Consider the following 24930-nt stretch of genomic DNA (forward strand, 5'->3'; position numbering starts at 1 on the left):
GGGCGACCAGGAGCCAGCCCGATTGAGTAAAAATAAACTCTCCAAAGGTCAGCAGCGCCGCGTGAAGGCCAACCACCAGCGCCGCCTGAAGACCACCGCGGAGAAGGCCGATTTCGACGACAACCTGTTTGGCGAAACGTCTGAAGGCATCGTCATCAGCCGCTTTGGCATGCACGCGGACGTTGAAGACAGCAACGGCAGCATCCACCGCTGCAACATTCGCCGCACCATCCGCTCGCTGGTCACCGGCGATCGCGTAGTCTGGCGCCCCGGTAAAGCGGCCGCAGAAGGCGTTAATGTCAAAGGCATCGTTGAAGCCGTGCACCCGCGCAGTTCTGTGCTGACCCGTCCCGATTTCTACGACGGCGTGAAGCCTATTGCAGCCAATATCGATCAGATTGTTATCGTGTCGGCTATTCTGCCGGAGCTGTCGCTGAATATTATCGACCGCTACCTGGTGGCCTGCGAAACGCTTGAGGTCGAACCGCTGATCGTGCTGAATAAAATCGATCTCCTCGACGATGCCAGTATGGCCTTCGTCAATGAGCAGATGGATATCTACCGCCGCATCGGCTATCGGGTGCTGATGGTCTCAAGCCATACCCAGAATGGCCTCAAGCCGCTTGAAGAAGCCCTGACCGGGCGCATCAGCATTTTTGCCGGCCAGTCAGGCGTCGGCAAGTCGAGCCTGCTTAACGCCCTGCTCGGCCTGCAGGATGAGATCCTGACCAACGACGTCTCCGATAATTCCGGGCTTGGCCAGCACACCACCACCGCCGCCCGCCTCTATCACTTCCCGCACGGCGGCGACGTGATTGACTCGCCCGGCGTGCGCGAGTTTGGCCTCTGGCATCTTGAACCGGAACAAATCTTCAATGGTTTTGTCGAATTTCACGATTACCTCGGCCAGTGTAAATACCGTGACTGCAAGCACGATACTGACCCGGGCTGCGCCATTCGCGAAGCGGTAGGCAAAGGCGAGATTGCGGAGAGCCGTTTTGACAACTATCACCGTATTCTGGAAACCATGGCGCAGGTAAAAACGCGTAAAGGCCTTTCTGAAAGCGATGACTGACAATTACGCTAAACGCCGATAAAATCAGCCCCTTTTTAAAGGGCTCAGCAAGAGCCGGATTAAGAGAAACATAGCCTGGAGGCTACCTTGTTAAATTCATTTAAACTTTCGCTGCAATACCTTCTGCCGAAACTGTGGCTTACGCGCCTGGCCGGATGGGGCGCGAGCAAACGGGCGGGCTGGCTGACAAGGCTGGTTATCGACCTGTTCGTTAAATATTACAAGGTCAACATGAAAGAGGCGCAGAAGCCGGATACCGCCAGCTACCGCACCTTTAACGACTTCTTCGTGCGCCCGCTGCGCGACGATGTTCGCCCGCTGAATACCGATCCTAACGTACTGGTGCTGCCCGCCGACGGCGTTATCAGCCAGCTCGGCGACATTGAAGACGACAAAATCCTGCAGGCCAAAGGCCACAACTACACGCTGGAAGCGCTGCTGGCAGGCAACTACCTGATGGCGGACCTGTTCCGCAACGGCAGCTTCGCCACCACCTACCTGTCGCCGCGCGACTATCACCGCGTGCATATGCCGTGCAACGGCATCCTGCGCGAAATGATCTACGTGCCCGGCGACCTCTTCTCCGTCAACCATCTGACCGCGCAGAACGTGCCCAACCTGTTTGCCCGCAACGAGCGCGTTATCTGCCTGTTCGATACCGAATTTGGCCCGATGGCGCAGATCCTGGTGGGCGCGACCATCGTCGGCAGCATCGAAACCGTCTGGTCCGGCACCGTGACGCCGCCGCGCGAAGGCATTATCAAGCGCTGGACCTGGCCTGCCGGCGACAGCGAAGGCGCCGTTGCACTGCTCAAGGGCCAGGAGATGGGCCGCTTCAAGCTCGGCTCTACCGTCATCAACCTGTTTGCGCCGGGCAAGGTTAAGCTGGCTGACACCCTGAAAAGCCTGTCCGTCACCCGTATCGGCGAGCCGCTGGCAGTCTCTGCAGATGCCAGCGCCGCACCGGCAGATGCCTCCGCGGCGGCAGTAACAGAAGATATTGCCGCGCCGCCGGCAGAAGAGACTAAAGCGTAAGGCTTACTATAAGGACCGCTGACGTGCGCCTGATTATCACTTTTCTGATGGCCTGGTGCCTCAGCCTGGGGGCGCACGCCGCCAGCGTTCCCGATGCCAAACAGATAGCCCAGGAGCTGGCGCAGGCCAAAGAAGCCAAACCTGCCCGGCCCGATACCGTTGAGGCGCTGCAGTCGGCGCTGACGGCCCTTGAGGAGCGTAAAGGCTCCCTTGAGCGCGCGCGGCAGTATCAGCAGGTTATCGATAATTTTCCCAAATACTCCCAGACGCTGCGCGCCCAGCTCGAAGGAATGACCGCCCAGCCCCGCGCGATCCCTACCGCCCTGACGACCGACGCCCTGAATCAGGAGATCCTGCAGGTCAGCAGCCAACTGCTGGAAAAGAGCCGCCTGGCCCAGCAGGAACAGGAGCGGGCACGGGAGATAGCCGACTCGCTGAGCCAGCTGCCGCAGCAGCAGACCGACGCCCGCCGCCAGCTGAACGAGGTTGAGCGCCGCGCGGGCTCCGCCATCGGCAGCAGCGCCCAGGCGCAGAACCTCAATATGCAGGCCGAATCGGCCAAACTGAAGGCGCTGGTCGACGAGCTGGAGCTTGCCCAGCTGTCGGCCAATAATCGCCAGGAGCTGGCGCGCATGCGCTCCGAACTGGCGCAGAAAGAGAGCGAGCAGCTCGATGCCTATCTGCAGGGCCTGCGCAATCAGCTCAACAGCCAGCGCCAGCGCGAGGCGGAAAAAGCGCTCGAAAGCACCGAGCAGCTGGCGGAAAACAGCGAAAACCTGCCCGCCAGCATCGTGAAGCAGTTCAGCGTCAACCGCGAACTGTCGCAGGCGCTGAACCAGCAGGCGCAGCGCATGGATCTGGTGGCGTCCCAGCAGCGGCAGGCCACCAATCAGACCCTGCAGGTGCGCCAGGCGCTGAACACCCTGCGCGAACAGGCCCAGTGGCTCGGCTCCTCTAATCTGCTCGGCGAGGCGCTGCGCGCCCAGGTGGCGCGCCTGCCGGAAATGCCCAAACCGCAGCAGTTGGACACCGAGATGGCCCAGCTGCGCGTGCACCGCCTGCGCTATGAAGATCTCCTCAATAAGCAGCCGCAGCTGCGCGAAAGCCACCAGAATAACGGCGAGCCGCTGACCGCCGAGGAGTCGCGCATTCTTGACGCCCAGCTCAATACCCAGAAGGAGCTGCTCACCTCCCTGCTGCAGGGCGGCGATACGCTGATTCTGGAGCTGACCAAGCTCAAGGTATCTAACGGCCAGCTGGAAGATGCGCTGACGGAGGTTAACGAAGCGACCCACCGCTATCTTTTCTGGACGTCGGACGTGAGCCCGATAAGCCTCTCCTGGCCGCTGGATATCGTGCAGGATCTGCGCCGCCTGATCTCACTCAATACTTTCAGTCAGTTGGGTAAGGCATCGATCATGATGCTGACCAGCAAGGAGACGCTGATCCCGCTGTTTGCCGCTCTGATCCTGGTCGGCTTCAGCATCAGCTCGCGCAAACATTTCACCCGCTTTCTGGAGCGCTCCAGCAGCCGCGTCGGTAAGGTCACCCAGGACCACTTCTGGCTGACCATGCGCACGGTATTCTGGTCGATACTGGTGGCCTCGCCGCTGCCGGTGCTGTGGATGACCCTCGGCTACGGCCTGCAGGAAGCGTGGCCCTACCCGCTGGCCGTCGCCATCGGCGACGGCGTAACCGCCACCGTGCCGCTGCTGTGGGTGGTGATGATCTGCGCCACCTTCGCCCGGCCAAACGGTCTGTTTGTCGCCCACTTCGGCTGGCCGCGCAACCGCGTCGCGCGGGCGATGCGCTACTACCTGATGAGCATCGGGCTTATCGTGCCGCTGATCATGGCGCTTATTATGTTCGATAACCTCAACGACCGGGAGTTCTCCGCGTCGCTTGGCAGGCTCTGCTTTATCCTCATCTGCGGCGCGCTGGCGATCGTCACCCTGAGCCTCAAGCGCGCCGGGCTGCCGCTGTATCTCGATAAAGAGGGCAACGGCGACAATATGGTTAACAGCCTGCTGTGGAACCTGATGATGGGCGCGCCGCTGCTGGCTATCCTCGCGGCGGCGGTCGGCTATCTGGCGACTGCCCAGGCGCTGCTGGCCCGCCTTGAAACCTCGGTGGCCATCTGGTTCCTGCTGCTGGTTATCTACCACGTCATTCGCCGCTGGATGCTAATTCAACGGCGGCGCATCGCCTTTGACCGCGCCCGCCACCGCCGCGCCGAAATGCTGGCCCAGCGCGCCCGCGGTGAAGAGGAGAATCAGTATCCCATCAGCATGGAAGGGCTGCCGGAGGTCGACATCACCGAAGTCGATCTCGATACCCTCAGTGCCCAGTCGCTGCGCCTGGTGCGCTCAATCCTGATGCTAATCGCCCTGCTCTCGGTCATCATTCTGTGGTCGGAGATCCACTCCGCGTTTGGCTTCCTCGAAAATATCTCCCTGTGGGACGTCACCTCCACGGTGCAGGGCGTTGAAAGCCTGGAGCCGATTACCCTTGGTGCCGTACTGATCGCTATCCTGGTATTCATCATCACCCTGCAGCTGGTGCGCAATCTGCCGGCCCTGCTGGAGCTGGCGGTCCTGCAGCACATCAGCCTGACGCCGGGCACCGGCTACGCCATTACCACCATCACCAAATACCTGCTGATGCTGATCGGCGGCCTGGTGGGCTTTTCGATGATAGGTATCGAGTGGGCCAAACTGCAGTGGCTGGTGGCGGCGCTCGGCGTCGGGCTCGGCTTCGGCCTGCAGGAGATCTTCGCCAACTTTATTTCCGGCCTGATCATTCTGTTTGAAAAGCCGATCCGCATCGGCGATACCGTGACGATCCGCGACCTGACCGGCAGCATCACCAAAATCAACACCCGCGCGACCACCATCAGCGACTGGGACCGCAAAGAGATAATCGTCCCCAACAAAGCGTTTATTACCGAGCAGTTCATCAACTGGTCGCTGTCGGACTCGGTCACCCGCGTGGTGCTGACCGTCCCGGCGCCGACCGATGCCGATACCGAAGAGGTGACGCAGATCCTGGTGACCGCCGCGGAGCGCTGCTCGCTGGTGCTGGATAACCCGGCGCCGGAGGCGTTTCTGGTGGATCTCCAGCAGGGGATCCAGCTGTTTGAGCTGCGTATCTACGCCGCGGAGATGGGCCACCGGATGCCGCTGCGCCACGAGCTGCATCAGCTGATTCTGGCAGGCTTCCGCGAGCACGGCATTGAGATGCCGTTCCCGCCCTTCCAGATGCGGCTGGAGAGCCTGAACGGTAAGCAAACGGGGAAAACGCTGTCGTCGTCGGGACGACGGGCGGCGGGGAGTCTGTAGAAGATCTTCCCTCTCCCGGAGGGAGAGGACGCAATCACTCGCCTCTCCCTCCGGGAGAGGCGCTTTTGCCTAGGCCCGGTCCACCGGGAATGCCAGCACCTCGGCCAGGCTCTCTGCCCCCAGCGCCAGCATGATCACGCGATCGACGCCCAGCGCAACGCCGGAGCAGTCAGGCAGGCCAGCCTCAAGCGCCGCCAGCAGGTTGAGGTCTATCGGCTGCTGCGGCAGACCGCGCGCCGCGCGCTGGCGGTTGTCCCGCTCGAAGCGCTGCTGCTGTTCGCGGGCGTCGGTCAGCTCGTGGAAACCGTTCGCCAGCTCAATCCCCTTGTAGTACACCTCAAAGCGCTCCGCCACGCGGTGATCTTCGGTGCTGATCTGCGCCAGCGAGGCCTGGCTTGCCGGGAAGTGATAGACAAACGTCGGCTTGTCCTGGCCTATCTGCGGCTCAACGCCGAAGGTGAACAGCAGCTGCAGCAGCGTATCCCTGTCTTCTTCGCTGTCTGCCACATTGCTCAAATCGAGCTTAGCCGCCGCGTCGCGCAGCTGGGCCTTATCCGCAGAGAGCGGATCGAGCTCCAGATAGCGCTGGAACGCCTGCTGATAGGAGAGGCTTTCCGCCGGCTGGCACTCCAGCACCTGCTGCAGCAGATCGTCGACCTCGTTCATCAGGCGGTACATGTCATAGCAGGGGCGATACCACTCCAGCATGGTGAATTCCGGGTTGTGGTGGCGGCCCATCTCTTCGTTACGAAAGCTCCGGCAGAGCTGAAACACCGGGCCACAGCCCGCTGCCAGCAGGCGCTTCATATGATATTCCGGGCTGGTCATCAGATAGAGGTTGAGCCCCTCAGAGTGCCCCGGTCCGACAAAGCGCGTTTCGAAGGGAACCATGTGGATGTCGGTTACGGTTGCCTGACTCATGCAGGGCGTCTCCACTTCCAGCACGCCGCGGTCGGCAAAAAAGCGGCGGATCTCCGCCATGATGGCCGCGCGTTTTAACAGATTAGGAATGGACGCGCTCGGCTGCCAGCTTGCCGTTTCGCTCATGGTAACTCTCTCCGATTTCTAACAAGGGCACGAAGTCTACTCGCAAGGCCGTCGCGAAACAAATTTTGGCCTGCAAAAGATGCTTTTCTCCACCAATCGCACATTTCGTGACGCAGTTCATCAAAACCGATGACTGGTATGCCAAAAGATCCGCAAAAAAATCGAACGCGTCAAATTTCCCTATACCCCTTATGGCTATACTCGTTTACCCGTTAAGGATGTATGGATTTGCTTTCTCTGGCGCAAGCGCGCGCGGTAAACCGGCGCGTGGCCCATTGAGGAAAAACTTTTATTCTGGAGGAATGTCGTGCAAACCTTTCATGCCGATCTCGCCGTTATTGGCGCTGGCGGTGCCGGATTACGCGCAGCAATAGCCGCAGCGCAGGCCAATCCCAACGCTAAAATCGCATTAATCTCAAAAGTCTACCCTATGCGCAGCCATACCGTCGCCGCCGAAGGCGGTTCTGCGGCTGTCGCTCAGGATCACGACAGCTTTGAGTATCACTTTCACGACACCGTTGCCGGCGGCGACTGGCTTTGCGAACAGGACGTCGTTGATTATTTCGTTCACCACTGCCCAACCGAGATGACCCAGCTCGAGCAGTGGGGCTGTCCGTGGAGCCGCCGCCCGGACGGTTCCGTCAACGTGCGCCGCTTTGGCGGCATGAAAATCGAACGCACGTGGTTCGCCGCCGATAAGACCGGCTTCCATATGCTGCACACGCTGTTCCAGACCTCCCTGCAGTTTCCGCAGATCCAGCGCTTCGACGAGCACTTTGTCCTCGATATTCTGGTGGACGACGGCCAGGCCCGCGGCCTGGTGGCCATGAATATGATGGAAGGCGAACTGGTACAGATCCGCGCCAATGCGGTGGTGATGGCCACCGGCGGCGCGGGCCGCGTCTACCGTTACAACACCAACGGCGGCATCGTCACCGGCGACGGTATGGGTATGGCGCTCAGCCACGGCGTGCCGCTGCGCGATATGGAGTTCGTGCAGTATCACCCCACCGGTCTGCCGGGCTCCGGCATTCTGATGACCGAAGGCTGCCGCGGCGAAGGCGGTATTCTGGTCAACAAAAACGGCTACCGCTACCTGCAGGACTATGGCATGGGCCCGGAAACCCCGCTCGGCGAGCCGAAGAACAAATATATGGAGCTCGGCCCGCGCGACAAAGTTTCCCAGGCCTTCTGGCACGAGTGGCGCAAGGGCAATACCATCTCCACGCCGCGCGGCGACGTGGTTCACCTCGATCTACGTCACCTCGGCGAGAAGAAGCTGCTGGAGCGCCTGCCGTTCATCTGCGAACTGGCAAAAGCGTATGTCGGCGTCGACCCGGTGAAAGAGCCGATTCCGGTGCGCCCGACCGCGCACTACACCATGGGCGGCATCGAAACCGACCAGCAGTGTGAAACCCGCATCAGGGGGCTGTTTGCCGCCGGCGAATGCTCCTCCGTCGGCCTGCACGGCGCCAACCGCCTCGGCTCTAACTCGCTGGCGGAGCTGGTGGTATTTGGCCGCATGGCGGGCGAGCGCGCGATGGAGCGTGCGTCAACGGTCAGCGAAGCCAACGGCGCGGCGCTGGACGCGCAGGTTGCCGACGTTGAGAAGCGTCTGAAGGCGCTGGTCAACCAGCAGGGCAACGAAAGCTGGGCGAAGATCCGCGACGAAATGGGCCTCTCTATGGAAGAGGGCTGCGGCATCTACCGCACGCCGGAGTTGATGCAGAAAACCATTGATAAGCTCGCCGAATTGCAGGAGCGCTTCAAGCGCGTGCGCATTACCGATACCACCAGCGTCTTCAACACCGATCTGCTCTACACCATCGAGCTCGGCCACGGTCTGAATGTCGCCGAATGTATGGCCCACTCGGCCATGGCGCGCAAAGAGTCGCGCGGCGCCCACCAGCGCCTGGACGAAGGCTGCACCGAGCGCGATGACGTTAACTTCCTCAAGCACACCCTGGCGTTCCGCGATGCCGACGGCACCACGCGCCTGGACTACAGCGATGTGAAAATCACCACCCTGCCGCCGGCCAAACGCGTCTACGGTGCAGAAGCGGAAGCTGCCGAGAAAAAGGAGACGGCAAATGGCTGAGATGAAGAATCTGAAAATTGAGGTTGTGCGCTATAACCCGGAGGCGGATAGCGCCCCGCACAGCGCCTTTTATGAGGTGCCTTGGGATGAGCAGACCTCGCTGCTCGACGCGCTGGGGTATATCAAGGATAACCTCGCCGCGGACCTGAGCTACCGCTGGTCCTGCCGCATGGCCATCTGCGGCTCCTGCGGGATGATGGTCAACGACGTACCGAAGCTGGCCTGTAAAACCTTCCTGCGCGACTATCAAAAAGGCATGAAGGTCGAGGCGCTGGCCAACTTCCCGATCGAGCGCGACCTGGTGGTGGACATGACCCACTTTATCGAGAGCCTGGAGGCCATTAAACCGTACATTATCGGCAATCCGCGCACGCCGGACCAGGGTCCGAACACCCAGACCCCGGCCCAGATGGCGAAATATCACCAGTTCTCCGGCTGCATTAACTGCGGCCTGTGCTACGCCGCCTGCCCGCAGTTTGGCCTCAATAAGGAATTTATCGGCCCGGCGGCCATCACCCTGGCGCACCGCTACAACGAAGACAGCCGCGATCATGGTAAGAAGGAGCGCATGGCGCAGCTCAACAGCCAGAACGGCGTCTGGAGCTGCACCTTCGTCGGCTTCTGCTCGGAGGTGTGTCCGAAGCACGTCGACCCGGCGGCCGCTATCCAGCAGGGCAAGGTAGAAAGCTCGAAAGACTTTCTGATCGCCACCCTGAAACCACGCTAAGGAGTGCATCATGACCACTAAACGCAAACCCTACGTGCGTCCGATGACGTCAACGTGGTGGAAGAAACTGCCTTTTTACCGCTTCTATATGGTGCGTGAAGGCACCGCCGTGCCGGCGGTGTGGTTCAGCATTCTGCTGATCTGCGGTCTGTTTTCGCTCAAGCACGGGCCGGAGTCCTGGGCCGGCTTTGTCAGCTTCCTGCAGAACCCGATTGTGGTGATCCTCAATCTGATTTCGCTCGCGGCGGCGCTGCTGCACACCAAAACCTGGTTCGAGCTGGCGCCGAAGGCGGCCAACATCATCGTCAAGGGCGAGAAGATGGGGCCTGAGCCGGTGATCAAGGGGCTGTGGGGCGTAACCATCGTCGCCACCGTCGTCATCCTGTTTGTTGCCCTGTTCTGGTAAGGAGAACCTGATGATCAATCCTAATCCGAAACGCTCCGATGAGCCGGTATTCTGGGGGCTGTTTGGCGCAGGTGGCATGTGGAGCGCCATTGTCGCGCCGGTAATGGTCCTGCTGGTAGGCATTCTGCTGCCGCTGGGCCTCGCGCCGCACGATGCCTTCAGCTACGAGCGCGTGCTGGCCTTTGCCCACAGCTTTATCGGCCGCCTGTTCCTGTTCCTGATGATCGTCCTGCCGCTGTGGTGCGGTCTGCACCGCATCCACCACGCTATGCACGACCTGAAAATCCACGTGCCGAGCGGCAAGTGGGTCTTCTACGGTCTGGCGGCTATTCTCACCGTGGTTACCCTGGTAGGCATTCTGTTTATCTGACGCCAGTGCCCGGCGCCCGCCGGGCATTTTTCTGACTCTTCCCCCATTTCTTCCACAGAGTTCTACACTTACAGAAAAACCTCTGAGGGATCTTTATGCGCCTGCTTCCCATCGCCGCCGCCGTTGCGGCCGCCCTGCTGGTCGTCTCCTGCAGCTCACCTACGCCGCCCCAGGGCGTTACGGTGGTTTCACCGTTTAACGCCAACCGCTTCCTCGGCACCTGGTACGAAATCGCGCGCTTCGATCACCGCTTTGAAAGCGGACTGCAGCACGTGACCGCCACCTACAGCCTGCGCGGCGACGGCAGCATCAGCGTCATTAACAAGGGATACAATCCCGATCGCGGGATCTGGCAAAAAATTGACGGCGTGGCCCGCTTTACCGGCTCGTCAGACAGGGGCGCGCTAAAGGTCTCTTTTTTCGGCCCCTTCTACGGCGGCTATAACGTGATAGCGCTGGATAAAGAGTATCGCCACGCGCTGATCTGCGGGCCCAATCGCAACTATCTGTGGATCCTCTCGCGCACGCCGACCATCGCGCCGGAAATCAGGCAGCAGATGCTCGACGCCGCCGCCCGCCAGGGCTTCGACGTCAGCAAACTTATCTGGGTGAAGCAGACCTACTAGTGGGCGCTGAGCTTGAGGCCAATAATGCCGCAAACGATCAGCAGCAGGCTGACAAGGCGCGCGGGGCTTGCGGATTCACCGAGCAGCAGAATGCCGGTGATTGCGGCACCCACGGCGCCGATGCCGGTCCAGATGGCGTAGGCGGTGCCAACCGGCAGCGTCTTCATCGCCCATGACAGCAGCGCCATGCTGGCGACCATCGCAACAAGAGTGATGACGCTCGGCGTCAGGCGGCTAAAGCCGTGGGTGTACTTGAGGCCTACGGCCCAGACCACTTCAAGCAGGCCGGCAATAATCAGAATTAACCAGGACATAGCGACTCCCGAATGGGGTCGTCCCCGATATTTAAGATACGCTTACGGGTCGTCCCGTAAGGTTGAGTGAAGCCATTATTCTAGCCGCCCCGGCCGCAATTGCAAGCCGGGGGAGCGGTACAGCCGTCCGGCTGTACCGCGGAGATTATTTTTGTGCGTCGGTAGCAGCACCGGAAATAGCGTTACCGCCCGCAGAGATATCCTGACCCACGCCGCGCGTCGTGTTACAGCCGCTCAGTACAGCAGAAAGCACCAGGAGAGAGAAAAACGCCGCAATTGATTTCTTGATCATGATTTCATCCTTTGATTACCAGACAGGTTTACCTTGCCTGATAAGCATAGACAAAATCCCGCTAAATGAACGGTAAAGAGAGAATTTTGAGAGTCTTTTACCCGGCGTCAGCTGGCCGCGTGCGAAATGGCGTGTCCGAGGCTCTGAACGTCCTGACCCATACCGCGAAACGTGTTGCACCCCGCCAGCAGCGTGGTGGAAAAAAAGATCAGCAGAAGAAGTGTAATGAGGCGGTTCATCATCCCGGTCCTGACAGGCAAAAAAATAGCGCAGCCGCAGCCGCAGCCGCAGCCGCAGCCGCAGCCGCGCCATTTTTATAGCATGAATTACTTCACGCGAGAAACGTATTCACCGGAGCGGGTGTCAACTTTGATAACTTCACCGATCTGCACGAACAGCGGAACCTTAACCACGGCGCCGGTGCTCAGGGTTGCCGGTTTGCCGCCGGTACCGGCAGTGTCACCCTTCAGACCCGGATCGGTATCAACGATTTCCAGCTCGACGAAGTTCGGCGGGGTCACGGAGATAGGCTGGCCGTTCCACAGGGTCACGATGCACTCGGCCTGGTCCAGCAGCCACTTGTCGCTATCACCAACCGCTTTAGCATCGGCAGCCAGCTGCTCAAACGTTTCATTGTTCATGAAGTGCCAGAACTCACCGTCGTTGTACAGGTAAGTCAGGTTCATATCGATAACGTCTGCGCCTTCGGCGGAATCGGTAGATTTGAAGGTTTTCTCAACGCGGGTACCGGTCAGCAGGCGGCGCAGCTTAACGCGCGCGAATGCCTGGCCCTTGCCGGGTTTTACGAATTCGCTGGATTCGACCGCGTACGGTTCGCCATCCATCATGATTTTAAGACCGGCACGAAAATCGTTGCTAGAATAAGTCGCCATAAGGCCCTCTGAAAATTGTTAACTGGTAGCTTAGCCACAAAATGGCGCATATTGTAACCCTAAACACCCCATCCAGAGAAGATTGGTTATCGCAGCTTGGCGATGTAATCACCGATCCGGATGAACTCCTGCGTTTTTTAAATATAGACGCTGATGAAAATTTAATCGCCGGCCGCGAAGCGCGCCGCCTGTTCGCCCTGCGCGTGCCGCGCGCGTTCGCCGCGCGGATGGAAAAAGGCAACCCGAACGACCCGCTGCTGCGCCAGGTGCTGACCTCGCAGCAGGAGTTCGTTTCCGCGCCGGGCTTCAGTACCGATCCGCTGGAAGAGCAGCACAGCGCCGTTCCCGGTCTGCTGCACAAGTACCGCAACCGGGCGCTGCTGCTGGTCAAAGGCGGCTGCGCCGTCAACTGCCGCTACTGCTTCCGCCGCCACTTTCCCTACGCCGAGAACCAGGGCAACAGGCGCAACTGGCAGGTGGCGCTGGACTACATTGCCGCCCGCCCGGAGCTGGACGAGATTATCTTCTCCGGCGGCGATCCGCTGATGGCCAAAGACGGCGAGCTCGCCTGGCTGCTGGACGGCCTTGAAGCCATTCCCCATATCAGGCGCCTGCGCATCCACAGCCGCCTGCCGATTGTTATTCCGGCGCGGATAACCGACGCGCTGGTCGGACGCTTTGACCAATCGCGGCTGCAGGTGCTCCTGGTTAACCACATCAACCACGCCCGGGAAATCGACGATGAATTTCGCCGGGCGATGGCCAGGCTCAGGGGCGCCAACGTCACGCTGCTCAACCAGAGCGTGCTGCTGCGCGGCGTCAACGATAGCGCGCAGACGCTGGCGGATCTCAGTAACGCGCTGTTTGATGCCGGCGTAATGCCCTACTACCTGCACGTTCTCGATAAAGTGCAGGGCGCGGCGCACTTCATGGTCAGCGACGACGAGGCGCGGGCCATCGTGCGCGAGCTGCTGACGCTGGTTTCAGGCTATATGGTGCCGAAGCTGGCCCGCGAGATCGGCGGCGAGCCGAGCAAAACGCCGCTGGATCTGCAGCTGCGGCAGAGCTGAAGCTCAACGAAGTCCGGAATCGTACACATACTGCAGCCACTGCTAATGCTACTTTTAGCGCTTTACCATACCAGCATGAAAGGAGCGTTAAAGTGGCCGCAAGGATCAAGGGCGTTAATACCGGCGTTATTCACAGGGGCAGCGAGTTCATTGCCCTGGCGCTGAAAGTTAAAACAGAGAACGACAGCGCGGCGCTGTTTTTCATCCCCGCGCTGGCGCTGCGGGATATTTTTATCAGCCTCGAATACGGCCTGCACCAGCAGACCCTGAGCGCGCCGTCGGCGCAGGAGGCGTCCCGGCACATGGCGGACAACATCCCGCCGCTGGCGCAGGAGGAGATGGTTCAGGGAGCTCCGGGGCAGCGGATCTGCGCCGTTGAGCCGGACTTCAGCCGCAAGGGAGAAATCGGCCTGACGCTGCTCGCTGAAGACGGGAAAAGCGCGGCGCTGGCGCTCGGGACGGCGCAAATTCCGCTGTTCATCACCGCTATCTCGCGCGCCATTCAGAACGCAGGAATGCACGCCCTGTCGCTGCGGCTCTCGTCGCTGCTCGACTTTCTGCCGCTCTACGACGCCGATTTCCGCGGCGATACCCAGCTTGAATACGACACCTACACCCATCCGGCGTGGAAGCTGGCGCTGTTCGACCGCACGCTGGCGCTGGTCTATCACTACACCGATGAGCAGGGCCGCGAGCGCAGCTGCGGCACGATTGTGAAGACCCGATCGCCGTCTGACGATGAGCGCATGCAGGCCATCGCCCGTCGGCTGCTGGCGTTCAGCCCAAGGCTTAAAAAACTGGAGGGAGAGCGCTGCCGGGTATCGGTGCGCGCGCTGGGCATAAAAGAGGGAGAGCCTTCACTGGACGACTGCCTGAAGGCGCTCTGTCTGCTGCGTGGGGAGACAACTGCGGCAGCATAATCGCAACGCGCCCGCTGAGGGGTCAGGGGGCGCGTTGACCCGGTCAGTTTTTACACTTGTAGACCTGGCCTATCATTTCGCTGTCGGTCGGGATAAAGCTTGAAAGCATGCTCTGGGTCGGACTGCTGACGCCATAAATGACGTTGCCGCCCATTGCGGCAGCCTGATTGCGCAGGGCATTCGCCGCGCTGCGCATTGAGCCGCCCTCTTCACCGCGCTGGCCTGAGAGCCAGTTGCTCTGCTTACCGGAGGCTGTGCCTAACAGCTGGCATTCGCTGCCCGGCTTATCTTCCACGAAGCGAACGTTCTGCCCGCCCGCGGTCAGTTCATTGCTGGAGCTACAGCCGGCCAGCAGCAGAGCGGCGCCGACAATCCCTGCACAGACTTTTACGCGCATGTTATTCCTCGTTATCAATGGGCTGGACACAACCTGTCCGACTCAACGTTATACTAAAAAGCAGAGCAAAAGAAAAACCCCTGCGGCAGAAACTGCCGCAGGGGTTTCATTACGAGCTCGCGGGGAGCGTGGCTTACATCATGCCGCCCATACCGCCCATGCCGCCCATACCGCCAGCGCCGCCTAAGTCAGGGGCATCAGCTTTCGGCAGGTCGGTGACCATGCACTCGGTGGTGATCATCAGGCCGGCCACGGATGCCGCGTACTGCAGAGCAGAACGGGTGACTTTGGTCGGATCGAGGATACCCATGTCGATCATGTTGCCGTACTCTTCGGTGGCCGCATTGTAGCCGTAGTTGCCGTCGCCGCTCTTCACGGTGTTAGCCACGACTGAAGGCTCTTCACCGCAGTTCAGCACGATCTGACGCAGCGGTGCTTCCATTGCGCGCAGCGCAACTTTGATACCGACGTTCTGGTCTTCGTTCTGGCCTTTCAGCTCGGTGATTTTGCTCGCTACGCGGATCAGCGCCACGCCGCCGCCGGCAACCACGCCTTCTTCAACCGCTGCGCGGGTCGCGTGCAGGGCATCTTCAACGCGGGCTTTCTTCTCTTTCATTTCAACTTCGGTCGCTGCACCGACTTTGATTACCGCTACGCCGCCTGCCAGTTTCGCTACGCGCTCCTGCAGTTTTTCACGATCGTAGTCAGAGGTCGCTTCTTCGATCTGCTGGCGGATCTGAGTCACGCGGCCCTGAATAGCCACTTCCTCGCCCACGCCGTCGATGATGGTGGTGGTGTCTTTGTTGATAACCACGCGCTTAGCCTGGCCCAGGTCTTCCAGGGTCGCTTTTTCCAGCTCCATACCGATCTCTTCAGAGATAACGGTACCGGCAGTCAGGGTTGCGATATCCTGCAGCATGGCTTTACGACGGTCGCCGAAGCCCGGTGCTTTAACCGCAGCGACTTTGACGATGCCGCGCATGGTGTTGACCACCAGGGTCGCCAGCGCTTCGCCTTCTACGTCTTCAGCGATGATCAGCAGCGGCTTACCGGCTTTCGCAACGGCTTCCAGTACCGGCAGCAGTTCGCGAATGTTGGAGATTTTTTTGTCAGCCAGCAGAATGAACGGGCTGTCCAGCTCAACGGCACCGGTTTCCGGCTTGTTGATGAAGTAAGGAGACAGGTAGCCGCGGTCAAACTGCATACCTTCAACCACGTCCAGTTCGTCCTGCAGACCGGTACCGTCTTCAACGGTGATAACGCCTTCTTTACCGACTTTATCCATTGCTTCCGCGATCAGCTTACCAACAGTTTCGTCGGAGTTAGCGGAGATAGTCCCTACCTGTGCGATAGCTTTGGAGTCAGAGCACGGTACGGAAAGTGCCTTTAGCTCTTCAACAGCCGCAGCAACGGCTTTGTCGATGCCGCGCTTCAGATCCATCGGGTTCATGCCCGCAGCAACGGCTTTCAGGCCTTCGGTGATGATGGACTGTGCCAGTACGGTCGCGGTGGTGGTACCGTCACCCGCAGCGTCGTTCGCTTTAGAGGCAACTTCTTTCACCATCTGTGCGCCCATGTTTTCGAACTTATCTTCCAGCTCAATTTCACGCGCTACGGAAACGCCGTCTTTGGTGATGGTCGGCGCGCCGAAGGATTTGTCCAGTACTACGTTGCGGCCTTTCGGGCCCAGGGTCACTTTAACTGCATCTGCCAGTACGTTTACGCCGCGCAGCATTTTCACACGAGCGTCGTTACCGAATTTTACGTCTTTAGCTGCCATTTTCTCTTTCCCTTAAATTCGTATGTTCAGTGTCGGTCGCGGATTACGCTTCAACAATTGCCAGAATGTCGCTCTCGGACATGATCAGAACTTCTTCATTGTCGATTTTTTCGGACTTCACGCCGTAGCCATCGTTAAAGATAACGATGTCGCCCACTTTCACGTCCAGCGGCTGCACATTACCGTTTTCCAGGATGCGGCCTTTACCGACAGCGATGATTTCGCCACGCGTTGATTTGCCCGCTGCAGAACCGGTCAGAACGATGCCGCCAGCAGATTTAGATTCAACTTCTTTACGTTTGACGATCACACGATCATGTAACGGACGAATACTCATTTGATAGCTCTCCTTTGAGAAAGTCTTTATCAGTCATGGGTGACGCCGGACCGTTCATGGTTTCCCGGCTAGTGACCAGAGAGATGGGGCCGGGTTTTTCGCCTTCAAGGGGGGATCTGAAAAAAAATTATCAAATCTCATTGCAGAGATGAATTCCGTGAACAGACGCGCGAAAAGCCCTTGTGTTAACATGATTTTTTTTACTTATGGATGACGTCATGAGTGGTTTAAAGCAGGAGCTGGGGCTGGCGCAGGGCGTCGGATTGCTGTCAACGTCGCTACTGGGCACCGGCGTCTTCGCCGTTCCGGCCCTGGCCGCGCTGGTGGCGGGCGACGATAGCCTGTGGGCGTGGCCTGCCCTCATCGTGCTGGTGTTTCCCATCGCTATCGTCTTTGCCACCCTCGGCCGCCATTTTCCCAGCGCCGGCGGCGTTGCCCACTTCGTGAGCCTGGCCTTTGGTCCGCGCCTGGCCAGCGTGACCGGCTGGCTGTTTCTGTCGGTGATCCCGGTGGGCCTGCCCGCTGCGCTGCATATCGCCGCCGGCTTTACGCAGGCCCTGTTCGGCTGGCACGACGGCCAGCTGCTGCTGGCGCAGCTGGGCACGCTGGCGATTGTCTGGTGGCTCGGCTCGCGCGGGGCCAGCACCAGCGCCAACCTGCAGACGCTGGTGGCAATTCTGATCGTTGCTCTGATTGTGGCCCTGTGGTGGGCCGGCGATATCACGCTCTCCGCCATCCCGTTTCCGCCGCTGGCAAACGTCGGCGCCGGGCCGCTGTTCGCGGCGCTGGCGGTAATGTTCTGGTGCTTTGTCGGTCTGGAGGCCTTTGCCCATATGGCCGCTGAATTTAAGCAGCCTGAGCGGGATTTCCCGCGGGCGCTGATGATAGGCCTGCTGCTGGCGGGGCTAGTCTACTGGGCCTGCACGGTGCTGGTGCTGCACTTTCACGCCTTCGGGGCGGACAAAGCGGCGGCGGCCTCGCTGCCGGATATTGTGGTCACGCTGTTCGGCGTGAAGGCGCTGTGGGCCGCGAGCGTGGTGGGTTATCTGGCCTGCTTCGCCAGCCTCAATATCTATATCCAGAGCTTTGCCCGGCTGGTGTGGACCCAGGCGCAGGCGCGCCCCGCCAGTCGACTGGCCGCGCTGTCGGCCCGCCGCCAGCCGGTTAATGCGCTCAATGCGGTGCTCGTCTGCTGCGCACTGAGCACGCTGGGCATTTATCTGCTGAACATCAACCTTGAAGTGCTGATCGTCTACGCCAACGGCATTTTCGTGATGATTTATCTGCTGTGTATGCTGGCGGGCTGTCGGCTGCTGGCGGGGCGGTATCGCTTGCTGGCGGCGGCAGGAAGTCTGCTGTGCCTGCTGCTGCTGGTGATGATCGGCTGGAAAAGCCTGTATGCGGTCATCATGCTGGCGGCACTGTGGGTGCTGCTGCCGGGCCGCCGGGCTATTCGCTGACGGCGGGCCCGTCACCGGGCCCGCTGCGCCTTACTCTTTACGATCGTCTTTGTGCTCAAGGCGATCGTCATCTTTACGCTGAAACTCGCCTTCAAAGGTCTCTCCCCCGGCCGCGCCGCCAAAACCGCCGCCCATACGGCCGAAGCGCAGGTACGGCATCAGCTTCAGCGTCAGGTGCTTCTGCACCGGCGGCAATAGCAGCAGCAGGCCAAGGAGGTCGGTAAAGAAACCGGGGATTATCAGCAGCATACCGGCAATGATCAGCGACACGCTTTTAATCATCTCCACCGCCGGACTTTCGCCGGCCTGCATCTTCTGCTGCATCAGCATCAGGTTCTTAAAGCCCTGGTTGCGTACCAGAGACATACCGATAAAAGAGGTAAAAATCACCAGAATCAGCGTCAGCAGGACGCCGAGCACGTGGGCAACCTGGATGAAAATCGAGATTTCGATATAAACATATAAAAAGAAAGCAATAAACGGTATCCAGCGCACTGGGTTCTCCTGTTAAAGCACGGCCACCCGGGGCGTCCGTTTTGATAAGGCTGCAAGTCGCATTCACTATAAATGGAGGTAAATTCTTCGTTTTCAATTGCCGACTAAACGATTTAGTCCACACATTTTGCGTGGTGACACGTTTCACAGAATAATCATTCAGAGGTAGAAGTAGGCTTAATAAGTGATCCAGATTACGGCAATTGGCTATTATCAGCATATGATCATGGGCACCAGGCCGATTAAGGAGATAATCTTCGGTCAGAAAACGCACAATACCTCACTCATTCTGTGTGTTTGGTGAATTCATTGGCAGCTTAAAAAGAAGGTTCACATGTTAAACAACATTCGTATCGAAGAAGATTTGTTGGGCACCAGGGAAGTTCCAGCGGACGCATACTACGGTGTCCATACTCTGAGAGCGATTGAAAACTTCTACATCAGCAACAGCAAAATCAGCGACATTCCGGAATTCGTTCGCGGCATGGTGATGGTGAAGAAGGCCGCCGCGATGGCTAACAAAGAGCTACACACCATTCCCAAAGGTGTTGCCGACGCCATTATCGCCGCATGTGATGAAGTGCTGAACAACGGTAAGTGCATGGACCAGTTCCCGGTAGATGTCTATCAGGGCGGCGCGGGTACGTCGGTCAACATGAACACCAACGAGGTACTGGCCAATATCGGGCTTGAGCTGATGGGCCACCAGAAAGGTGAATATCAGTACCTCAATCCGAACGATCACGTGAATAAATGTCAGTCCACTAACGACGCTTACCCGACCGGTTTCCGCATTGCGGTATATGCATCGGTGGTTAAGCTGATTGATGCCATCAACCAGCTGCGCGAAGGCTTTGAGCGCAAGTCGGCCGAGTTCGCCGATATCCTCAAAATGGGTCGCACCCAGCTGCAGGACGCGGTACCAATGACGCTGGGCCAGGAGTTCCACGCCTTTAACGTCCTGCTCAATGAAGAGACAAAAAGCATTCTGCGTACCTCCGAACTGCTGCTGGAGGTGAACCTCGGCGCCACGGCTATCGGCACCCGCCTGAATACGCCGGAAGGCTACCAGCAGCTGGCGGTGCAGAAGCTGGCGGACGTGTCCGGCCTGCCGGTTGTCCCGGCTGAAGACCTGATCGAAGCCACTTCCGACTGCGGCGCCTACGTGATGGTGCACAGCGCCCTGAAGCGCCTGGCGGTCAAGCTCTCCAAGATCTGTAATGACCTGCGCCTGCTCTCCTCCGGGCCGCGCGCCGGTCTCAACGAAATCAACCTGCCTGAGCTGCAGGCCGGCTCTTCCATCATGCCGGCGAAAGTGAACCCGGTGGTCCCGGAAGTGGTTAACCAGGTCTGCTTTAAAGTCATTGGTAATGACACCACCGTCACCATGGCGTCCGAAGCGGGTCAGCTGCAGCTCAACGTCATGGAGCCGGTAATTGGCCAGGCGATGTTCGAGTCTATCCACATCCTGACCAACGCCTGCTACAACCTGCTGGAAAAATGCGTCAACGGCATCACCGCCAACAAAGCGGTGTGCGAAGGCTACGTCTATAACTCCATCGGCATCGTCACCTACCTCAACCCGTTTATCGGCCATCACAACGGCGATATCGTCGGCAAGATCTGCGCCGAAACCGGCAAAAGCGTACGTGAAGTGGTGCTGGAGCGCGGGCTGCTTACCGCCAGCGAACTGGACGACATCTTCTCCGCCGAGAACCTGATGCATCCTGCCTATAAAGCCAGGCGCTATACCGATGAAAACGAACAGTAATTACGGCGATTAAATCCGCAAAGGCACGTCAGCAGTGACGTGCCTTTTTTACTTTTAAGGACTGCAAATTGACAACATTTTTGCATCAAGATACTAACAACAAAGGAAGGCAGTATGATAGTCATTGAGTTGCTCATCGTCCTCGCGGCGATTTTTCTGGGTGCCCGGCTCGGTGGGATTGGCATAGGCTATGCGGGCGGTCTTGGGGTACTGGTGCTTGCTGCCATCGGCGTCGCGCCGGGTAAGATCCCGTTCGACGTTATCTCCATCATCATGGCGGTGATCGCGGCCATCTCCTCGATGCAGGTGGCGGGCGGACTGGATTATCTGGTGAACCAGACCGAAAAGCTGCTGCGCAGAAATCCGAAGTACATCACCATTCTCGCGCCCATCGTCACCTACTTCCTGACCCTGTTTGCCGGGACCGGCAACATCTCGCTGGCGACCCTGCCGGTTATCGCTGAAGTGGCGAAAGAGCAGGGCGTGAAGCCGTGCCGTCCGCTCTCCACCGCAGTAGTTGCAGCACAGATAGGCATTACCGCATCGCCTATTTCGGCGGCAGTGGTCTACATGTCTTCCGTCATGGAAGGCCACGGCGTCAGCTATATCCACCTGCTGTCGGTGGTGATCCCGTCGACGCTGCTGGCGATCCTGCTGATGTCCTTCCTGGTCACCCTGCTGTTTAACTCGAAGCTCTCCGACGATCCGGTCTACCGCCGTCGTCTGGAAGAGGGGCTGATCGCCCTGCGCGGTGAGCGTATTGTGGAGATCAAGCCGCGGGCGAAGCTCTCGGTTCTGCTGTTCCTGCTCGGCGTGGTCAGCATCGTGGCTTACGCCATCGTCAACAGCCCGAGCCTCGGCCTGGTGGCAACACCGCTGATGAACACCACCAGCGCGATCCTGATTATCATGCTCAGCGTTGCTACGCTGACCACCCTGATATGCCACGTAGATACCGACAGCATCCTGAACTCCAGCACCTTTAAAGCCGGGATGAGCGCCTGTATCTGTATTCTCGGCGTTGCCTGGCTCGGCGACACCTTCGTTTCCGCTAACATCGACTGGATCAAAGAGACGGCGGGCAGCGTCATTCAGGGCCATCCGTGGCTGCTGGCGGTGATTTTCTTCTTCGCCTCCGCCCTGCTCTACTCTCAGGCGGCAACCGCCAAGGCGCTGATGCCGATGGCGCTGGCGCTGAACGTAACGCCGCTGACGGCGGTCGCCTCCTTCGCCGCGGTTTCCGGCCTGTTTATTCTGCCGACCTACCCGACGCTGGTCGCCGCAGTGCAGATGGACGATACCGGCACCACGCGCATCGGACGCTTCGTCTTTAACCATCCGTTCTTTATCCCCGGCACCATGGCGGTCTTCTTCGCCGTCTGCTTCGGCTTCCTGCTGGGCAGCGTTATTCTCTGACGCGTTTGTTCTGATACGCACAGCGGGCCGCTTTCCCGGCCCGCTTAATTCATCGCCATCCTCCATCGTGCTATAGTGCCTTTTTCGCCGATACGAGGTTGATGATGACGCTGCCCGCCGCTGTTGTTGTACTCTGCACCGCCCCGGATGAAGCCACCGCCCAGGACCTGGCCGCAAAAGTGCTTTCTGAAAAGCTCGCCGCCTGCGCCACCCTGCTGCCCGGCGCCACCTCGCTTTACTACTGGGAAGGGAAACTCGAACAGGAGTATGAGGTGCAGATGCTGCTCAAGTCCGATGTCGATAAACAGCAGGCGCTGCTGGATTGCCTGAAGTCGCATCATCCGTATCAAACCCCGGAACTGCTGGTTTTACCCGTATTACACGGAGATAATGATTACCTCTCATGGCTCAACGCATCATTACGCTGATCCTGCTGCTGTGCAGCACCTCAGCCATTGCCGGACTGTTCGACGCCCCCGGCAGCGCGAAATTTACGCCTGCGGACCAGGCCTTTACCTTCGATTTCCGGCAGGACGGCCGCACGCTGACCCTCAACTGGCAGATCCGCGACGGCTACTACCTCTACCGCAAACAGATTGCCGTGGACGCTACCGGCGCGGCGCTGACGCCGCCGCAGCTGCCCGCCGGCGACTGGCACGAAGACGAATTCTTCGGCAAAAGTGAAATCTACCGCCAGCACCTGACGGTGCCGGTCACCCTCATTCGGGCAGGGAAAGAGGCGTCGCTAAAAGTGACGTACCAGGGCTGCGCCGAGGCGGGCTTCTGCTATCCGCCGGAGACGAAAGTCGTGCCGCTGCGGGACGTGGCGGCGGCCTCAGCGCCGTCCGTCGCACCGGCCCCCGCCGCCGTTGCCCCCGCCGCCGGCAGTCATACCGCGCTCCCCTTCTCGGCCCTGTGGGCGCTGCTGATCGGCATCGGCATCGCCTTTACGCCCTGCGTCCTGCCGATGTATCCGCTGATCGCCGGGATCGTGCTCGGCGGCCGGGAGCGGCTCTCTACCGGCCGGGCGCTGCTGCTGGCCTTTATCTACGTCCAGGGCATGGCCCTGACCTACACCGCCCTCGGGCTGGTGGTCGCCGCTGCCGGAATGCAGTTCCAGGCGGCACTGCAGAGTCCCTGGGTGCTGATTAGTCTCTCGGCGGTTTTCATTCTGCTGGCGCTGTCGATGTTCGGCCTGTTCACCCTGCAGCTGCCCTCCTCGCTGCAGACCCGCCTGACCCTGATGAGCAACCGCCAGCGGGGCGGCTCCGCCGGCGGCGTCTTCGCGATGGGCGCCATCGCCGGGCTTATCTGCTCGCCCTGCACAACCGCACCGCTGAGCGCTATCCTGCTGTACATTGCCCAGAGCGGCAACCTGTGGCTGGGCGGCGGCACGCTCTATCTCTATGCCCTGGGCATGGGTCTGCCGCTGATCCTGGTGACCGTCTTCGGCAACCGGCTGCTGCCGAAGAGCGGGCCGTGGATGGCGCAGGTTAAAATCGCCTTCGGCTTCGTGATCCTCGCCCTGCCGGTCTTTTTGCTTGAGCGGCTGGTGGGCGAAGCGTGGGGTATGCGCCTGTGGTCAATGCTCGCCGTGGCCTTCTTCGGCTGGGCGTTTATCGCAAGCCTCAGCGCCGGCAAGGCCTGGATGCGGCTGGTGCAGATCCTGCTGCTGGCCGCCGCGCTGGTCAGCGTACGTCCGCTGCAGGACTGGGCGTTTGGTGCCCCGGCCGCGCAGCAGCAGGCGCACCTCAGCTTCACCCGCATCAGCAGCGTGGACGAGCTCAACCGCGCGCTGGCGGAAGCGAAAGGCAGACCGGTGATGCTCGACCTTTACGCCGACTGGTGCGTGGCGTGTAAAGAGTTTGAGAAGTACACCTTCAGCGATCCCCGTGTGCAGCAGGCGCTGGGCGACAGCGTCCTGCTGCAGGCCGACGTTACCCGCAACAGCGCCGCCGACGCCGCGCTGCTGAAGCAGCTGCGGGTGCCGGGATTGCCAACCATCCTGTTCTTCGACGCCGACGGGCGGGAGATGTCAGACATGCGGGTTGCCGGGTTTATGGACGCGGAGACGTTTTCCGCGCATTTGCACAAACGCGCCCGGTAAACGACACTGTGGGAAGGATATAGGGAGGATAACGCCGTGCAACGCGAAGATGTTCTGGAACAAGCACTTCAACTGCTTGAAATAAAAGGGATCGCTGACGCCACGCTGGAAATGCTCGCCGAACGCATAAAAATGCAGCCCGGCGATTTGACCCGCTTCTGGCCGGATAAAGAGGCCCTGCTGTATGACGTGCTGCGCTACCTCAGCGATAAAGTGGATACCTGGCGCCGCCAGCTCATCCTTAACGAGGAGCTGACCCGCGAGCAGAAGCTGCTGGCCCGCTACGGTGCCCTGACCGAGTGCGTGAGCAACAACCGCTACCCCGGCTGCCTGTTTATCGCCGCCTGCTCGTTCTACCCGGACGCCAGCCACCCGATCCACCAGCTGGCCGAGCGGCAGAAGCAGGCCGCGTGGGAGCACACCCATGCCCTGCTGGTGCAGCTGGAGGTTGAAGATCCGGAGATGGTCGCCAAACAGATGGAGCTGGTGCTGGAGGGCTGCCTGAGCCGTATGCTGGTGAAGCGCAGCCAGCAGGACGTGGACACCGCGCGGCGGCTGGCAGAAGATATTTTACGCTTCGCCCAGTGCCGATCCGGCGGCGCGCTGACCTGATTGCCGCAGTTCTGCGCAAACTGCCGCAAAGTTAGCCATCCGGAAAGATTTTACGGAAATAAGGTTGACGGGTGCAGGCGATTACGGTTTAATGCGCCCCGTTGCCCGGATAGCTCAGTCGGTAGAGCAGGGGATTGAAAATCCCCGTGTCCTTGGTTCGATTCCGAGTCCGGGCACCACTATTCAGAAGAACCCGCCTATGGCGGGTTTTTTGCTTTTGGCGAAACGGACTCTCCATCGAACTTCGTTCGATTATTCGCCGCAGGCGGCTCACCCCTGCGGGGCCAGCGCGACAAGCGCGCTGTTCAACGCCTCCGGCGTTAGTCCGAGTCCGGGCACCACTA

25 protein-coding genes and 1 tRNA gene are annotated in these 24930 nt (G+C 59.8%); 17 read left to right on the top strand and 9 right to left on the bottom strand.

Annotated features, from left to right (window positions below; all coding sequences use genetic code 11):
* The first annotated feature begins 22 nt into the window (after window positions 1-22).
* The 3 genes from rsgA to mscM all read left to right on the top strand — a co-directional run bounded on the left by rsgA (window position 23) and on the right by mscM (window position 5448).
* A complete protein-coding gene (gene rsgA / locus ENGE1_RS09930) occupies window positions 23-1075 on the top strand; it encodes a small ribosomal subunit biogenesis GTPase RsgA (protein WP_043081820.1) in 1053 nt (350 codons plus the stop codon).
* Window positions 1076-1162: 87 nt separating this feature from the next.
* Window positions 1163-2110, top strand: a complete 948-nt coding sequence (gene asd / locus ENGE1_RS09935; RefSeq protein WP_048253495.1) for an archaetidylserine decarboxylase — start codon at window positions 1163-1165, stop codon at window positions 2108-2110.
* Window positions 2111-2133: 23 nt separating this feature from the next.
* Window positions 2134-5448 (top strand): miniconductance mechanosensitive channel MscM, encoded by a 3315-nt coding sequence (gene mscM, locus ENGE1_RS09940; protein ID WP_048253496.1) that lies wholly within the window; start codon window positions 2134-2136, stop codon window positions 5446-5448.
* A gap of 69 nt (window positions 5449-5517) precedes the next feature.
* Here the strand turns inward: mscM and epmA are convergent, their stop codons facing one another.
* Window positions 5518-6495 carry an elongation factor P--(R)-beta-lysine ligase gene (gene epmA, locus ENGE1_RS09945; protein ID WP_043081817.1) on the bottom strand — a complete coding sequence of 326 codons (978 nt, stop codon included), beginning with the start codon at window positions 6493-6495 and terminating at the stop codon, window positions 5518-5520.
* A gap of 307 nt (window positions 6496-6802) precedes the next feature.
* Between epmA and frdA the strand changes: the two genes are divergently transcribed.
* The 5 genes from frdA (at window position 6803) to blc (ending at window position 10722) form a co-directional block, all read left to right on the top strand.
* Window positions 6803-8593, top strand: a complete 1791-nt coding sequence (gene frdA, locus ENGE1_RS09950; protein WP_064360612.1) for a fumarate reductase (quinol) flavoprotein subunit — start codon at window positions 6803-6805, stop codon at window positions 8591-8593.
* Window positions 8586-9320 (top strand): succinate dehydrogenase/fumarate reductase iron-sulfur subunit, encoded by a 735-nt coding sequence (locus ENGE1_RS09955; protein ID WP_048253497.1) that lies wholly within the window; start codon window positions 8586-8588, stop codon window positions 9318-9320. Before frdA ends, ENGE1_RS09955 begins: the two co-directional genes overlap by 8 nt.
* 10 nt (window positions 9321-9330) lie before the next feature.
* Entirely contained in the window at window positions 9331-9726 is a 396-nt protein-coding gene (gene frdC / locus ENGE1_RS09960; protein ID WP_043081814.1) for a fumarate reductase subunit FrdC, read from the top strand.
* A 10-nt stretch (window positions 9727-9736) separates the two neighbouring features.
* Complete coding sequence (frdD, locus tag ENGE1_RS09965; RefSeq protein WP_043081813.1) at window positions 9737-10096, top strand: fumarate reductase subunit FrdD; 360 nt, start codon at window positions 9737-9739, stop codon at window positions 10094-10096.
* A gap of 95 nt (window positions 10097-10191) precedes the next feature.
* On the top strand, window positions 10192-10722 hold the full coding sequence (gene blc / locus ENGE1_RS09970) for an outer membrane lipoprotein Blc (RefSeq protein ID WP_045291077.1): 531 nt from the start codon (window positions 10192-10194) through the stop codon (window positions 10720-10722).
* Here the strand turns inward: blc and sugE are convergent.
* From sugE to efp, 4 genes are all read right to left on the bottom strand, one after another.
* Window positions 10719-11036 (bottom strand): quaternary ammonium compound efflux SMR transporter SugE, encoded by a 318-nt coding sequence (gene sugE, locus ENGE1_RS09975; RefSeq protein WP_045291078.1) that lies wholly within the window; start codon window positions 11034-11036, stop codon window positions 10719-10721. The genes blc and sugE overlap by 4 nt on opposite strands.
* A gap of 145 nt (window positions 11037-11181) precedes the next feature.
* A complete protein-coding gene (ecnB, locus tag ENGE1_RS09980) occupies window positions 11182-11328 on the bottom strand; it encodes a lipoprotein toxin entericidin B (protein ID WP_043081810.1) in 147 nt (48 codons plus the stop codon).
* A gap of 107 nt (window positions 11329-11435) precedes the next feature.
* Entirely contained in the window at window positions 11436-11567 is a 132-nt protein-coding gene (locus ENGE1_RS09985; protein WP_064360613.1) for an entericidin A/B family lipoprotein, read from the bottom strand.
* 87 nt (window positions 11568-11654) lie between these two features.
* A complete protein-coding gene (efp, locus tag ENGE1_RS09990) occupies window positions 11655-12221 on the bottom strand; it encodes an elongation factor P (protein ID WP_043081809.1) in 567 nt (188 codons plus the stop codon).
* Between the two features lie 41 nt (window positions 12222-12262).
* Here efp and epmB point away from each other — a divergent pair, with 41 nt between their 5' ends.
* Both epmB and yjeJ read left to right on the top strand, forming a co-directional pair.
* Window positions 12263-13291 (top strand): EF-P beta-lysylation protein EpmB, encoded by a 1029-nt coding sequence (gene epmB / locus ENGE1_RS09995; protein ID WP_043081807.1) that lies wholly within the window; start codon window positions 12263-12265, stop codon window positions 13289-13291.
* A gap of 92 nt (window positions 13292-13383) precedes the next feature.
* The gene (yjeJ, locus tag ENGE1_RS10000; protein WP_048253498.1) at window positions 13384-14211 is read left to right on the top strand and encodes a YjeJ family protein; all 828 of its coding nucleotides are present in this window, start codon (window positions 13384-13386) and stop codon (window positions 14209-14211) included.
* A 43-nt stretch (window positions 14212-14254) separates the two neighbouring features.
* Here yjeJ and ENGE1_RS10005 read toward each other — a convergent pair whose 3' ends face one another.
* From ENGE1_RS10005 to ENGE1_RS10015, 3 genes are all read right to left on the bottom strand, one after another.
* On the bottom strand, window positions 14255-14608 hold the full coding sequence (locus ENGE1_RS10005) for a DUF4156 domain-containing protein (RefSeq protein WP_043081804.1): 354 nt from the start codon (window positions 14606-14608) through the stop codon (window positions 14255-14257).
* A 133-nt stretch (window positions 14609-14741) separates the two neighbouring features.
* Complete coding sequence (gene groL / locus ENGE1_RS10010; RefSeq protein ID WP_043081802.1) at window positions 14742-16388, bottom strand: chaperonin GroEL; 1647 nt, start codon at window positions 16386-16388, stop codon at window positions 14742-14744.
* 43 nt (window positions 16389-16431) lie between these two features.
* A complete protein-coding gene (locus ENGE1_RS10015; protein WP_043081801.1) occupies window positions 16432-16725 on the bottom strand; it encodes a co-chaperone GroES in 294 nt (97 codons plus the stop codon).
* Window positions 16726-16943: 218 nt separating this feature from the next.
* Between ENGE1_RS10015 and yjeH the strand changes: the two genes are divergently transcribed.
* Window positions 16944-18185 (top strand): L-methionine/branched-chain amino acid transporter, encoded by a 1242-nt coding sequence (gene yjeH, locus ENGE1_RS10020; RefSeq protein WP_048253499.1) that lies wholly within the window; start codon window positions 16944-16946, stop codon window positions 18183-18185.
* A gap of 30 nt (window positions 18186-18215) precedes the next feature.
* Here yjeH and ENGE1_RS10025 read toward each other — a convergent pair whose 3' ends face one another.
* The gene (locus ENGE1_RS10025; protein WP_043081799.1) at window positions 18216-18680 is read right to left on the bottom strand and encodes an FxsA family protein; all 465 of its coding nucleotides are present in this window, start codon (window positions 18678-18680) and stop codon (window positions 18216-18218) included.
* Between the two features lie 334 nt (window positions 18681-19014).
* On the opposite strand from ENGE1_RS10025, the gene aspA reads away from it, so the two are divergent.
* The 6 genes from aspA (at window position 19015) to ENGE1_RS10055 (ending at window position 24765) form a co-directional block, all read left to right on the top strand.
* Window positions 19015-20451, top strand: coding sequence for an aspartate ammonia-lyase (aspA, locus tag ENGE1_RS10030; protein ID WP_043081798.1), 1437 nt, complete (start codon window positions 19015-19017; stop codon window positions 20449-20451).
* Window positions 20452-20565: 114 nt separating this feature from the next.
* Window positions 20566-21867 (top strand): anaerobic C4-dicarboxylate transporter, encoded by a 1302-nt coding sequence (locus ENGE1_RS10035; protein WP_043081796.1) that lies wholly within the window; start codon window positions 20566-20568, stop codon window positions 21865-21867.
* A gap of 104 nt (window positions 21868-21971) precedes the next feature.
* A complete protein-coding gene (cutA, locus tag ENGE1_RS10040) occupies window positions 21972-22295 on the top strand; it encodes a divalent cation tolerance protein CutA (RefSeq protein WP_043081795.1) in 324 nt (107 codons plus the stop codon).
* Window positions 22271-23974 (top strand): protein-disulfide reductase DsbD, encoded by a 1704-nt coding sequence (locus ENGE1_RS10045; protein ID WP_048253500.1) that lies wholly within the window; start codon window positions 22271-22273, stop codon window positions 23972-23974. The genes cutA and ENGE1_RS10045 overlap by 25 nt, the downstream gene beginning before the upstream one ends.
* A 36-nt stretch (window positions 23975-24010) precedes the next feature.
* Window positions 24011-24586: a transcriptional regulator gene (locus ENGE1_RS10050; protein WP_048253501.1), complete on the top strand. Its 576-nt coding sequence runs from the start codon at window positions 24011-24013 to the stop codon at window positions 24584-24586.
* Window positions 24587-24689: 103 nt separating this feature from the next.
* Window positions 24690-24765: transfer RNA gene (locus tag ENGE1_RS10055), tRNA-Phe, on the top strand.
* Window positions 24766-24930 lie beyond the last annotated feature (165 nt).

The organism is Pluralibacter gergoviae ATCC 33028 = NBRC 105706 (assembly GCF_001598855.1).
GTDB classification, from domain to species: domain Bacteria; phylum Pseudomonadota; class Gammaproteobacteria; order Enterobacterales; family Enterobacteriaceae; genus Pluralibacter; species Pluralibacter gergoviae.